Genomic DNA, 10935 nt, shown 5'->3' with positions numbered 1-10935 from the left:
CCTGTTTGTTGTCCGCCCCGCTCGCGCGGGGGGCCGCCGCCGCGGCCGGCGGGGGCCGCGGGGGGGGGTGGGTCAGAATTCGCTGCCGAACAGGCCGCCCGGACCATACGAACCGGTGGGCGGCGGGGGGCGCCCATGGGGGGGCGGCGCCGCCCCCGCCGCCGCGCGAGGCTGGCAAATTGCCCGCATCCACCGTGGTTCGCGGCCGCGAATCCCGCGCGACCGCGATCTTCCTCGCGGTGTGTCGAACCGCCACCGGGGCTTCGGTGATGTTCAATCGGTGCCGTTGAGGTTCCAGCGAACGAGCGAAAGGTAGTAGACATGGCACTTCCCACCATGACCGCCGAGCAACGCAACGCTGCGCTGGCCAAGGCGGCCGCGGTCCGCAAGGCCCGGTCGGAACTGATCGAGGAGGTCCGCAAGGGCAAGATCTCGCTGTCGAAGGTGCTCGAGCGCGCCGACAAGGAAGACCTGGTCAAGAAGACCAAGGTCGCGGCCGTGATCAAGGCGCTGCCCGGCATCGGCCCAGTGAAGGCCGCCAAGCTGATGGACGAAGCGGAGATCCCCGCCGACCGTCGGATCGGCGGACTGGGCTCGCGCCAGCGGGCCGCGCTGCTCGAGGCCGTCAAGAACTAGAACTCGCGGCGGCGCTCAGCAATCGAATCCCCGAGGACCTGCACGAACAACCGTGATTTGGACCTCGCGACCGGATCCGATAACCTTGCTGAGCACCACCGGTCCGGGTGGCGGAATGGCAGACGCGCTAGCTTGAGGTGCTAGTGCCCTATTAATGGGCGTGGGGGTTCAAGTCCCCCTCCGGACACAGTGTTTGTGACTCAGAGTTACAGATAAACCTCCGACCTCGGTCGGAGGTTTTCTCGTTTCCGGCAGCAGCTGGGGTCGCCAGTCCGTCAGGGGATCATGCCGCCACTCTCGTCCATCAGCAAAAGGGATGCCGCTTCGAGGTGCACCATGCACTCATCCGGATGATGAGATCGGTGGATACGCCTAAGCTCCCACGCCCGCGCCGGTGTCAGATCCATCAGGTACACCTGGCACATGAATTCGGCGAGCTTGCCATCGGCGTGCACAAAGGTCTTATGAGGCACGGGATCCGGGACGTATTTCGACATCGCTCTCCTCACATATCCGGCGGCAAGCGCCGGCCCGTCGCCAGCTCCACCACCAAGCGGTTGTAGGCATCGCTCATTCGGGCCACCCGGTGCGCGTCTTCGTGGTTCTGGCTGTCGAGGTAGTCGAGCCACAACTCCGCCATGCGCGACACGACCAAACCGACTGTCTCCGTGTGCCATACGCCGGACACATGGTTCCGGCCTCGGAGCGCCCGGGATACGCTGTCGTCGACGATTGATACCAACGCGGCCAGCGAAACCTCTGCCGCCGTGAAATCCCCAACAGCTCGGCGCAATTCCCTGCTGGACACCCCGTCCGGCTCGCGCATCCGCCGAATGGCCTCCCGGCGCTTGTCCTGAATCGGGATCATGCGGGCGGCAGCGTCGATGATGCCCATGGGCTGGACAGCCTTTACCTCGCCACGGAAGGCTTTGTGCAGGTTTGCGGCGTCCGGGAGGAACGGCTCGTCGGTCATTGCTCGTATCACCGCGGATGTGTGATGGATGGCCTCAGGGCGTCGGCCTCGGCGAGTGCCCGCAGCGCCGCTGCCTTTCCAGGACATGGTCTGACCCGGCAGGCAATGTGGAACTGGGTAATGGTGTGCGCCTGCGGCACGGTGAAGGGGGTATTCGATGCGTGGTGGGTTTCCTGGTCGATCAGCGTGTTCAACTGGTGAATGGCGAGTGAATGCATGGGCGAACACCTTTCGTGTCGGCTTACCGTGAAATCTGGGCGCCCGGCTCTCGGGAGCCGGTACGGGCCTCTGAGGAGTAGTGCCCGGTACCGAGGCACCGACTCGACCGTAAGGCGGTTCCAAGACCTTTCACCGGCCCGAATAGCCCAAAGTTGTAGAAATATAACGAGACACGTATAGAGTGCACCTAGGGACGAAAGCCCTTGCCGTGCAATATGTCTGAGCGAGCCATCGATCTTGCAATGCATGTTCATCCGAAGAGCGGAGACAGCGGGATGCATCTGACGACCGGCGAGATCATCCGCCGAATACGTAAGTCGCTCGGCATGACACAAACCGAACTGGGAGCCGTTCTCGGTTACACCCAGCCCGCGATTTCACAGCTCGAACGTGGCAGTGCCCTCGTGCACGATGTGCGGGTACTACGCCGCGTAGCCAAGGCGCTTCACGTACCGCTTGCCATACTGGTAGTGGAGTCAGATGAGGAGGCGGATGTGAACCGTCGCAACTTCCTGCGAACCGGGGCCATCGGCGCTGGTGCCGCCGTTACGGCCGGTGCTGCCGGGCAAGCAATGGCCGCCGGCTCATCAGCCGGAGGAATCCGGGTCGGTGCCGGTGATGTGGCCGAGATCAACGCCAGTGCCAACCAGATTCACGAACTCGACCTGATCGTCGGTGGTGATCGGCTCTGCCGGGTGGCTGCCAACGAGGTGCGCTACGTCGAGCGGCTGCTCGACACCGCTACCTATACCGATGAAGTCGGCCGTACCCTGACCAGCGCCGCTGCTGAGATGATGACTGCCGCGGGCTGGGTTCACTACGACGCCGGTCGTTTGGACCAGTGCCGGCGCTACTACGCCGATGCCGCCCAAGCCGCCACCGCGGCCGGTGATGGTATTGCGGTGGCACATGCCCTCGGTAACGCCAGTTCACTGTTGACCGAATGGAACGGCGGTACGCCTGCCGGTACCAGGCAAGCGGTGCAGTATGCCCAAACCGCCTCCCGAGCCACCATGAGTCATGGCGGCCCAAAGCTGCGTGCGCTCATGGCCATTCGCGAAGCCGATGCCCTGGGAATGCAAGACCCGAGCGGCAACAAGTCTGCGGTCACCGATGCCTTGAGCCGGGCATATCGGGCATACGAATCCAGCCGAGGATTCGATCCGGAATGGGTCTATCTGCCCGATGCCTTGCTGAGCGGTATGACCGGCATCATGCACATGTACGTCGGCGAACATAAGGCGGCGTCGGACAAGATTCAGGTAGCAATTGACGGGTCGGCGGCTTGGCCGCGTGAGCAAGCCGAATGGTACGTCCAGTGTGGTCGCAACCTGGTGCGGGCCGGCGAGATTGCCGAGGGGTGCCAAGTTCTCACCGAGAACTTCGAGGCAATCCGGCAGATCGGGTCGACGCGTATTCGCCAGAAGCTCGATGGCGTCGCCACAACGGTTCGGCCGCATACCGGGGTACCGGAGGTACGTGAGTTCTTGGGAACGTGGGCGGCGAACTGAGCTGGACGCAGAGAAACCGCACCTCTACTTGGCGTGCGGTCGCCGTCTATCCATCGCCTTGCCGATCAGCACCCGCGCCGCTTCGCCGACCACGGCCTGCCCGAGAAGCGTCTGGAATACTTGCTCGTACAGCATCAGCTCCCGCGGTTGCGTGATCGTCAGTTCCGCCGAGATTGTCTCGACGTGGGCGACTTTGCGGTCGAAGATGGCGAAGTTCGTCGTCGGTACCTCATAGTCCGACATCTGCGGGATGACACTCACCACCACGTTTGGCAGACGCATCACGTTCAGTAAGTGATCGAGCTGGTCGATCATGATGTCGTCAGATCCCACGGTGGTGTAGAGAACCTGTTCGGCCAGAACGAAATTGAACCGATGGTTGCCGTGACGGAGCACCTGCTGCCGTTCGAGCCGGGCTGCGATACCTTCATCAACCGGTTCGTCGTGGCCGTAGAAGGCCGACACCCGGCCGAGCATCGCACGCATGTAATCCAGGGTTTGCAACAGTCCCGGCATGATCACCGGTTCGAACCAGCGGGTCAACCGCGTGCCGTCTTCCAGTGCGTGCAGTTGCTGCTGCTTGCGCCTGATGCCGGCGATGCGTTTCCATTCGACATAGGCGGCCTCGACGTTACGCAGCGTTGCGATGAGATCAGGTACTTGCTGGTTGGTCTTGCAGTGGCGGCACCAGATGCGGATGTCGGCCTCGGAGGGCGTCTGCTTGCCGTTTTCGATCTTCGAGACCTTCGACGAGTGCCACCCGGTAAGCTCGGCCAGCTGGATGCCAGAGAGACCCGCATCTTTGCGGATGTCGCGTAGACGACCGCCTAACGCCTCCCTGGCATCACGAACGCTGGAGCTGGTCACTTGGCAGCAGCGTAGTCGCTCTCTGCGTACTCAGCGTGCGGGATACCAAGCTCCCACACCTTGTTTCGAACGGCGACGCAGTGAGCAGCGATCACCGGGTCCTCGGTCACCGCGAACCCGCCGAAATCACCATCTCGACGGAAAGCGACGAAGACGACCAAGCGATCATCGAACAACCAGTAATCGTCACCGGCCAGCTCGGTCGCGTCGATCAGTGACCGCGGCAGCCACCTGATCTCTTCGCCCGCTTCGATATTCAGCGGGGCGATGGTGAGGCCGAACCGGGTGTAGTCCACGTGCGGCACGCTGACCACCCGCAACCGATGGACCTGCTTGCCTGTCGATGTCTCCTCCTTGATCAGTTCATCCCAGGAACGGCACCACTCGTAGTCGTCGGGTTCTCCGGCCAGGAACTTGCGGAAAGGCTCGTGTTCCTCGGCGACGAGATACTCGTCCTGAGTCTCCAGGTGAAAGGCTCGCTTCCACCTTCCGTGGAAGAGTTCGATGAACTCCTCGTCCTGGATCAACTTCATACCGGGCGGATTTCCTTTCCCATCGGCACCTCGATGCCGCTCTCGTGGTTGGGCAGGTCCAGTTGCCGGAGGGCTTCCGCATCGGTGACCGGCGTGCCGCTGAGCGTAAAGGTACCGCGGCCGGTATCGGTCAGCTGGGCGCCGAGGAAGGTCCCCGGCTCCAGAAATTTCAGCAGGGCGTGGGGGATCTCGATCGCGGATCCGTCGAGTCCGGTGCGCCACCCCTGGACGACGTAAGTCCCGCTGTCCGAGGCGAAAAATGTTGGGCAAGTGCCGTTCTGGCTATCAGTACCGAGGAATCGTAAACGCATGGCGACCGTCCTGGATCTCATGACGCACGGATTTGCTTGAACGTCGTCATCGTGGCTCGTAGTCGGACTGCCGGTCAATGGTCCCGGCATGCTCGAAGCAAATCCGAGCAAAGGCATGGCACCGTACCGACCTGCCGCTCTAGCGTCGATGACCAGGCGCTCGGCACCGGCGAAAGCCCGCTCGGGACAGCACTACAGGATTCTTTCTCCCTGGTCCCGAGTCGCCCCCACCACTGCGATGAGGGGAGTGAATGGCATTGCGTCGGTACCTGGTGAAGGTGCATTGTTGCGGCAGCCGGTGGCTGATCGAAGTGCCGGCACTTGCGCGCTGGACGCCGGTCGATGAGAAGAACGCCATCGCCGACACAGCCAAGGCGATGATCACTGCGGTCACCGGAACCGTCGCCGATTCCTTCGGCGTCGATCTCATCGAGGACCGAGTCATCACCAGCCTTCCGGAATACACAGCGACCGCCACCACATTGCAACGCTGGAATGGGCCGGTCGTGGGTCCGTCGGATGCGGCGTAGAGGTTCGAGTCCCGCTCGCCCGAAAAGCGTTACGCCACAACTGAACCATAACCTCATGGCGTCTGTCTCTTGGTCGGACGCCATGTTCACTCTGGGGGATTTCATGCTTACGCTCGTGTTTCGGCTCGGCTGCATGGTTACAGTTGCTGCCCTCGCGACTGCCGCATCGTCTACCAGCGCTTAGGCTGACGCCATCGGATTCCGGCTCCCCGGCTGAACTATCAGGTAAGTGCTGAATGCTCACCTGGGTTATGGCGGATCACTGCCCACGTGACCGGTAGCTGGCAGAGCAATCCGTTCGACTTCACCGGTCACTCCCGTCAGCGCGCGGTCAGCGCATCCGAATGCCCGAGAGGATGAAATTCATTGGGACGCTATGCCGAAGTGCCAGCCGGTTCCATCCCGCGCCGTGCTGCTGCCACAGCGTTCGTCCGCCGGCGGTGGCGTCGACTGCGGACGCCTCGCCTACACCCGGGGGACCTCGGTGGCGGCTACACCATGCACCGTGAGTGGGGCTGGCGGACACTCCGCCCGGTCAGCGGCTGGCGGTCATGGCGCTGGGTGACGGTGCCGCCTTATGCGACGAGGGGAGTGCCCAATGGAGATCGGGAGGCGGCGCTCGACTGGATGGCACGGACGTTGGGCTTGTGACCGCGCGGGCCGCATTCCGTATCGGGAGTCAGCACGAACGGGAATTGTCGTGAGCATCGATCGTGAAGAAGGCGGCAAGGTCTTTCGTGAGGCGTGGATCGAGGGCGTCACCACGCACTATGCGGGTACACCGAAGGACAGCTTCATCACGCCGTGGGAGGACACACCGGACTGGGAGAAGGCCAGTGCGGCGGCGGTGTACCAGCAGGTAGCGGAGTTCATCCGGGTGACGAATGGGGCGGCAACACGCCTCAGCCCGGAGACCAAGGGCCAGTTCGTCGCCATCTGCTGGGTCGGACAGATCTATGCCCGTATCCCCGATCCGAAGCCTGGGTATGTGGCGCCGTGGGAGCAGCTGCCGGAGTGGCAGCAGAGGACGGATATCGGAATCTTCGAGGCGGTGGAGAGAGACGTGGCCGGGGCGGAGGCTTTCCCACTCAATCCTGACCCTCGGCCAACGTCGGAGTCGTGAACGCTGGGACCCCAGGCTCCTTACCCCCACGACTGGAAGTACCACTTCCCGTTGTTCTCGTAGCAGTGATCGGTATTGCTGTAGGAGGAGCGTTGTGCTTCGCAGTTCTGCGGGGTTGTGAATGGGCCGTGCAAGTTGCTGGGTCTCGCCGATGCGGTTCCCGCGGATCCCAGGGCGAATGCTGCCGCGAGGGCGATCGATACTATGAACTTTTCCATGTCTGTTCCTCCTGATACTCGGAAGTGCTCTGGCACTGGCGAACTCGCCGAGTGTCGCAAGGAGAAGCCGGGTGGGGTCCCGTGCTGTACGGGGACACTGCTCCGTGGGCGGTCCCCATCACCGTCCGAGCACCACACACGGAGCTGCCCGTTCACACTTCGAGGAGCATCACATGACTTTGCGATCCATTGCTGTCGGCGTATTTCTGTCCATTGCCGGTCTCGCCTTTTCGAGCACGGCCTCGGCCGCTGCGGGAGCCGAGGCAACAGTCGCGTGGTCCGACACCGTAGTTACTCTGCGGGCTCCGGCGACGCCCACGCCCCCATCTACGCCGTGTACCGAAGCCACTGTCGGAAAGCGACTCACATCGCAGGGCCACCTCTGGGAGTGTGATGGCGATCCTGACGCCGGTATCTACACCTGGTACATGGTGCCCTGAGCCGGGATCGCGAATAGGTCGCGCCTCGTGCGGGACCGGTCCCGCACGAGGTGTCGTCTACTGTCCGCCATGAACAGTCACTCAGTCGTCCGTCGCCGAATCACTTCTATATGTACAGCTTTCGCCGCCGCCGGTGCGGCCGTCGCGGTCATGGCCGCACCGGCATCGGCGGGCAATCCCGGTGAATGTCTGAGCCCCGCCTTCGGCGTCTTGGCGTGCGGGATCATCCAAAATTCCGGCGCGATGCCGATCGGGATATTCAACAACTGGGACCGGCCGGTTCCCGGCCGACCGGATACGGACAACTGGAATCAGTACGCCCAGAGTCATCCGCAGACAGCCTCGGCGATCTGGGACTACTGGTCCGACCCCGAGAACGAGTCCGAGCCCGACCATAAGGACGGGATGACGGCCGCGCTGTTGCCGCCGGGTGCCGCGTCCCAATCTCTCGGCCCCAAATTCCAAGACTCCGACGGTTTCTACATCGGTGAGGGGATGCGGGCGCTCGTCGATATCGGCCCGTCACATTTCTGTCTCATCGGCCCGATCTACTACCAGATCCACAACGACTGGCCGCGGGTCGACGTTGCCGCAGGCCCGAGCATCTGCTGACCCGATGAGTCGCGCGGCCGAGCCGATGTGACGACCTTCCGGCTGTCGGGCTCTGCTGGTATGAATTCGGCATGATCATGGGATTGGTCCAGCTCGGTGTGGTCGCCTTCGCCGTTCTGGCGCGCTGGACCTCGGCGGGCTGGTTTTTGCTGATCGGCGTCCTGGGCTCGCTGGGGCTGGCGCCGTTGATCCTGTTCGGGCCGTTGGTGTTCGCCGGATTCTGCGCGCCGCACGACGCCCGGCCCCTGCTCATAGTTGCCGACGTGCTGCTGGTGGTCGCCGCGCTGACCCTGGCCGATGGCGGCGACAACGGGCTACTGATCCCGATCCTCGATGACAAGGCAGCCGGCTCACGCACGGGCGACTGGGTGCACCGTCTCGGAATCCTCACCGGCGCAGCCTATCTCGTCGCGCTCGCGGCGCTGGTGATCTGGATGCTGGCGGCCTAGCTGGTCCGTGGCCCAACCGGTAGGCTTGTCTTTGGGCGCGCCGGGCGCAGCGTCCGTGTGTTACTCCTGTGCGGCCTCGTCCACCGCGACGGAGGCACGATGTTCGACGACTTCGACGAGTTCACTATCACCACGGGCCGCGGCACGGTCTTCGGTCGGCGGGGCGGCTCGGGCCCGGCAGTGCTACTCCTGCACGGGATTCCGCAAACTCATCTGATGTGGCGACTGGTCGCTCCCGTGCTGGCACGGGAGTTCACCGTCGTGGTCACAGACCTTCGTGGATACGGTGCGTCCAGTCGGGGCGGCGGCGGACACGCGATGCGTGAGCTCGCTCGCGACCAGATCGAGGTGATGGACCGGCTCGGGTACGAGCGATTCTCCGTGGTCGGGCACGATCGCGGCGCGCGGTGCGCCTACCGCGCCGCCCTGGATCATCCGGAACGAGTCGACGCGCTGGCGGTGCTGGACATCATTCCCACGGCGGACGCATTCGCCCGTGCGGACCGCGAATTCGCCCTCGGATATTGGGTGTGGTCGTTTCTTGCCGCTCCCGCACCGATTCCGGAGCGCCTCATCCTCGGGGCGCCCGATACCTTCGTCGACCACATGCTCGATGAATGGTCCGACAGCCCCGACGTTTTCACCGATGACATCAGAGCGGTGTATCGGCAGCAGTTCCACGACCCCGAGCGGGTACACGCCATCTGCGAGCAGTACCGGGCCGCCGCCACACACGACATCGCCCACGACGAAGTCGACCGTGACCGCGGCTTGGCCTGCCCCGTCCTGGTTCTCTGGAGCGACAGTGGAGCCGTCGCGCACTGGTACGACCCGCTCGAGGTCTGGCGCGGCTGGGCACGGCACGTCACCGGCGCCCCGGTCAGGTCGGGTCACTTCCTCGCGGAGGAAGCACCCGACGACACGACACGCTTGCTTGCGGACTTTCTCCGGTCCTAGACAGCGAATATCGCTGACAGCACGCCTGATCGACGGCGCTTCCGTGCACGGTGAGCAGTTGCTGGCCGAGCGGTTCGAGGAGCACCACGCCCCTCATGGTCGGTCGCCTACCGGATGCTCGGCTCACTCGTCGAAGCCGGCGACGCGGTCCAGGGAGGCCTGGCCGCGACCGCCCGCGGTCCTGGGATAACCGCGGAGATATTGCTACGGCCACTCCACGCCTTTTCGGACCTGACGGCGTCATATCGACGAACCGCATCGCAGAAATAGCCGCTGCGTAGCGAGGGACGCCGGGGGAGTGCGGAAAAGGCAGCGCCGGAAATGCGCTACGACTCGCCGTGAAGTCGAGGACTCTTGACGAACCCCCTAGTTGTTACACCGATATTTCCTATTCATTGTGTTTGCGTGCCGACCGGAGCGCATAATCCTTTTGCCCGCTTCATCGACGCAGGGGGATCATCCGAAAAACCGGTAGCACAGGAGATTTCGATATGACACAAGAAGCTCCCGAGACGCGTACCGACATGCTCACCGTGCGGGAGATCGAGGAACTCCGCGCAAATGTCGATCAAGCTCGGCAAGAAGCCCAGAACGCACGCCAGTACGCGCAGCAGGCCCAAACGCTGGCGAGACAGGCGCAGCAGCAGGCCCGTCAGGTTCAGCATCAGGCGAATACCGCGCAGAACGAGGCCAACCAGGCCAGTCAGCAGGCACAACAGGCCCGCCAGCAGGCCGTGCAGGCGCAGAACCAGGCGCAGCAGGCACAGAACGACGCCGACCGGGCCCAGAGCCAGGCGCAGCAGGCGCAGGGCGAGGCCGGCCAGTCCCAGCAGCGCGCGCAGACCGCCCAGGATCAGGCCGACCAGGCCAATCAGCTGGCCCAGCAGGCCGACGACCAGGCCAACCGCACCCAGGACAACACCGGCCGCTGGGAGATGCAACTGCAGCAGCTCCGGCAGCAGACGCGGATGAGCCAGTCCCGATAGGAGATACGAGCCGGTGCCGGATGAGTCGCCGCTGCGGGCGACCCATTCGGCGCCGCGTCGTCAGGGGTGCCCATGAGCGAAATCGGTCCGCCGCCCGTGAACGTCGAAGTGATCGTGCCCGAGGCAATGAGCATCGGTGCCTACGCCAATGGTTTCACCTGCTGGTACAACCGCACCGATTTCACCCTGGATTTTCTCGTGCACCTGCCGGCCGACCCCGGCCTCGACGAGGCGGGCGAACCTGTATTACGTCAGCCGGTCCAAGTAGTCGCCCGAGTGAAGTTCCCGCCGTCGATGATCTTTCGCCTCATGCAGACCTTGAACGACAGCATGAGCAATTACGAGCAACAATTCGGCCCGATCGTGCCGCTGGGTGAATAGGAGAAAATGAAATGCTCGAATCGAGTGCGATCAGAATTCTCGCGGGCAGTCCCCACGAGTGGATCGTGGTGACCGACCCGGTCGTGCACTACCGGCCCGACCGGGTCGCGGGGGGGCGCGGCCCCCGGCGCCCCCCCCAGGCCCGGCCCCCGCCCCGGGGGGGGGCGGGCCGCCCCCCCCCCCCGCCGG

The 10935-nt window shown here is 63.9% G+C and carries 15 protein-coding genes and 1 tRNA gene; 10 read left to right on the top strand and 6 right to left on the bottom strand.

The genetic code is table 11. From position 1 onward, the window contains the following. The first annotated feature begins 321 nt into the window (after positions 1-321). Positions 322-636, top strand: coding sequence for an integration host factor, actinobacterial type (gene mihF / locus QH470_RS08140; protein WP_187688667.1), 315 nt, complete (start codon positions 322-324; stop codon positions 634-636). A gap of 101 nt (positions 637-737) precedes the next feature. Continuing rightward, a tRNA-Leu gene (locus tag QH470_RS08135) sits at positions 738-823 on the top strand. A gap of 88 nt (positions 824-911) precedes the next feature. On the opposite strand, the gene QH470_RS08130 is transcribed toward QH470_RS08135, so the two are convergent. Genes QH470_RS08130 through QH470_RS08120 form a run of 3 tightly spaced genes read right to left on the bottom strand, consistent with a single transcriptional unit; the run spans position 912 to position 1827 of the window. Next, positions 912-1133: a hypothetical protein gene (locus QH470_RS08130; RefSeq protein ID WP_280271658.1), complete on the bottom strand. Its 222-nt coding sequence runs from the start codon at positions 1131-1133 to the stop codon at positions 912-914. 8 nt (positions 1134-1141) lie between these two features. After that, the gene (locus tag QH470_RS08125; protein WP_280271657.1) at positions 1142-1609 is read right to left on the bottom strand and encodes a hypothetical protein; all 468 of its coding nucleotides are present in this window, start codon (positions 1607-1609) and stop codon (positions 1142-1144) included. Positions 1610-1617: 8 nt separating this feature from the next. Beyond that, positions 1618-1827 (bottom strand): hypothetical protein, encoded by a 210-nt coding sequence (locus QH470_RS08120; protein WP_280271656.1) that lies wholly within the window; start codon positions 1825-1827, stop codon positions 1618-1620. 276 nt (positions 1828-2103) lie between these two features. Between QH470_RS08120 and QH470_RS08115 the strand changes: the two genes are divergently transcribed. Then, positions 2104-3339: a helix-turn-helix domain-containing protein gene (locus tag QH470_RS08115; RefSeq protein WP_280271655.1), complete on the top strand. Its 1236-nt coding sequence runs from the start codon at positions 2104-2106 to the stop codon at positions 3337-3339. 24 nt (positions 3340-3363) lie between these two features. Here QH470_RS08115 and QH470_RS08110 read toward each other — a convergent pair whose 3' ends face one another. The 3 genes from QH470_RS08110 to QH470_RS08100 are packed head-to-tail and all read right to left on the bottom strand — an operon-like array spanning position 3364 to position 5050. Further along, on the bottom strand, positions 3364-4206 hold the full coding sequence (locus QH470_RS08110; protein WP_280271654.1) for a helix-turn-helix domain-containing protein: 843 nt from the start codon (positions 4204-4206) through the stop codon (positions 3364-3366). After that, entirely contained in the window at positions 4203-4739 is a 537-nt protein-coding gene (locus QH470_RS08105) for a DUF6879 family protein (RefSeq protein WP_280271653.1), read from the bottom strand. Before QH470_RS08105 ends, QH470_RS08110 begins: the two co-directional genes overlap by 4 nt. Then, the gene (locus QH470_RS08100; protein WP_280271652.1) at positions 4736-5050 is read right to left on the bottom strand and encodes a hypothetical protein; all 315 of its coding nucleotides are present in this window, start codon (positions 5048-5050) and stop codon (positions 4736-4738) included. Before QH470_RS08100 ends, QH470_RS08105 begins: the two co-directional genes overlap by 4 nt. Positions 5051-5301: 251 nt before the next feature. Between QH470_RS08100 and QH470_RS08095 the strand changes: the two genes are divergently transcribed. The 7 genes from QH470_RS08095 to QH470_RS08065 all read left to right on the top strand — a co-directional run bounded on the left by QH470_RS08095 (position 5302) and on the right by QH470_RS08065 (position 10746). Continuing rightward, positions 5302-5580 carry a hypothetical protein gene (locus QH470_RS08095; RefSeq protein WP_280271651.1) on the top strand — a complete coding sequence of 93 codons (279 nt, stop codon included), beginning with the start codon at positions 5302-5304 and terminating at the stop codon, positions 5578-5580. A 700-nt stretch (positions 5581-6280) separates the two neighbouring features. Next, positions 6281-6703 (top strand): hypothetical protein, encoded by a 423-nt coding sequence (locus tag QH470_RS08090; protein WP_280271650.1) that lies wholly within the window; start codon positions 6281-6283, stop codon positions 6701-6703. Positions 6704-7430: 727 nt separating this feature from the next. Continuing rightward, positions 7431-7973: a hypothetical protein gene (locus QH470_RS08085; RefSeq protein WP_280271649.1), complete on the top strand. Its 543-nt coding sequence runs from the start codon at positions 7431-7433 to the stop codon at positions 7971-7973. Positions 7974-8044: 71 nt separating this feature from the next. Continuing rightward, positions 8045-8422: a hypothetical protein gene (locus QH470_RS08080; protein WP_280271648.1), complete on the top strand. Its 378-nt coding sequence runs from the start codon at positions 8045-8047 to the stop codon at positions 8420-8422. Positions 8423-8521: 99 nt separating this feature from the next. After that, positions 8522-9379, top strand: coding sequence for an alpha/beta fold hydrolase (locus QH470_RS08075; protein ID WP_280271647.1), 858 nt, complete (start codon positions 8522-8524; stop codon positions 9377-9379). Positions 9380-9870: 491 nt separating this feature from the next. After that, positions 9871-10365 (top strand): alanine-zipper protein, encoded by a 495-nt coding sequence (locus tag QH470_RS08070; protein WP_280271646.1) that lies wholly within the window; start codon positions 9871-9873, stop codon positions 10363-10365. A gap of 72 nt (positions 10366-10437) precedes the next feature. Continuing rightward, positions 10438-10746, top strand: a complete 309-nt coding sequence (locus QH470_RS08065; protein WP_280271645.1) for a DUF3467 domain-containing protein — start codon at positions 10438-10440, stop codon at positions 10744-10746. Positions 10747-10935: the final 189 nt, after the last annotated feature.

Source organism: Nocardia wallacei, from assembly GCF_029868745.1.
GTDB lineage: Bacteria > Actinomycetota > Actinomycetes > Mycobacteriales > Mycobacteriaceae > Nocardia > Nocardia wallacei_B.
Note: the sequence above shows the minus strand (reverse complement) of the source record. Positions and strands in the feature narration are given on the sequence as shown.

What these genes read in the sequence shown, in the direction of transcription:
- mihF (WP_187688667.1), top strand. Translation starts at nt 322, where the DNA reads ATGGCACTTCCCACCATGACCGCCGAGCAACGCAACGCTGCGCTGGCC.
- QH470_RS08130 (WP_280271658.1), bottom strand. Translation starts at nt 1,133, where the DNA reads ATGTCGAAATACGTCCCGGATCCCGTGCCTCATAAGACCTTTGTGCAC.
- QH470_RS08125 (WP_280271657.1), bottom strand. Translation starts at nt 1,609, where the DNA reads ATGACCGACGAGCCGTTCCTCCCGGACGCCGCAAACCTGCACAAAGCC.
- QH470_RS08120 (WP_280271656.1), bottom strand. Translation starts at nt 1,827, where the DNA reads ATGCATTCACTCGCCATTCACCAGTTGAACACGCTGATCGACCAGGAA.
- QH470_RS08115 (WP_280271655.1), top strand. Translation starts at nt 2,104, where the DNA reads ATGCATCTGACGACCGGCGAGATCATCCGCCGAATACGTAAGTCGCTC.
- QH470_RS08105 (WP_280271653.1), bottom strand. Translation starts at nt 4,739, where the DNA reads ATGAAGTTGATCCAGGACGAGGAGTTCATCGAACTCTTCCACGGAAGG.
- QH470_RS08100 (WP_280271652.1), bottom strand. Translation starts at nt 5,050, where the DNA reads ATGCGTTTACGATTCCTCGGTACTGATAGCCAGAACGGCACTTGCCCA.
- QH470_RS08095 (WP_280271651.1), top strand. Translation starts at nt 5,302, where the DNA reads ATGGCATTGCGTCGGTACCTGGTGAAGGTGCATTGTTGCGGCAGCCGG.
- QH470_RS08085 (WP_280271649.1), top strand. Translation starts at nt 7,431, where the DNA reads ATGAACAGTCACTCAGTCGTCCGTCGCCGAATCACTTCTATATGTACA.
- QH470_RS08080 (WP_280271648.1), top strand. Translation starts at nt 8,045, where the DNA reads ATGATCATGGGATTGGTCCAGCTCGGTGTGGTCGCCTTCGCCGTTCTG.
- QH470_RS08075 (WP_280271647.1), top strand. Translation starts at nt 8,522, where the DNA reads ATGTTCGACGACTTCGACGAGTTCACTATCACCACGGGCCGCGGCACG.
- QH470_RS08070 (WP_280271646.1), top strand. Translation starts at nt 9,871, where the DNA reads ATGACACAAGAAGCTCCCGAGACGCGTACCGACATGCTCACCGTGCGG.
- QH470_RS08065 (WP_280271645.1), top strand. Translation starts at nt 10,438, where the DNA reads ATGAGCGAAATCGGTCCGCCGCCCGTGAACGTCGAAGTGATCGTGCCC.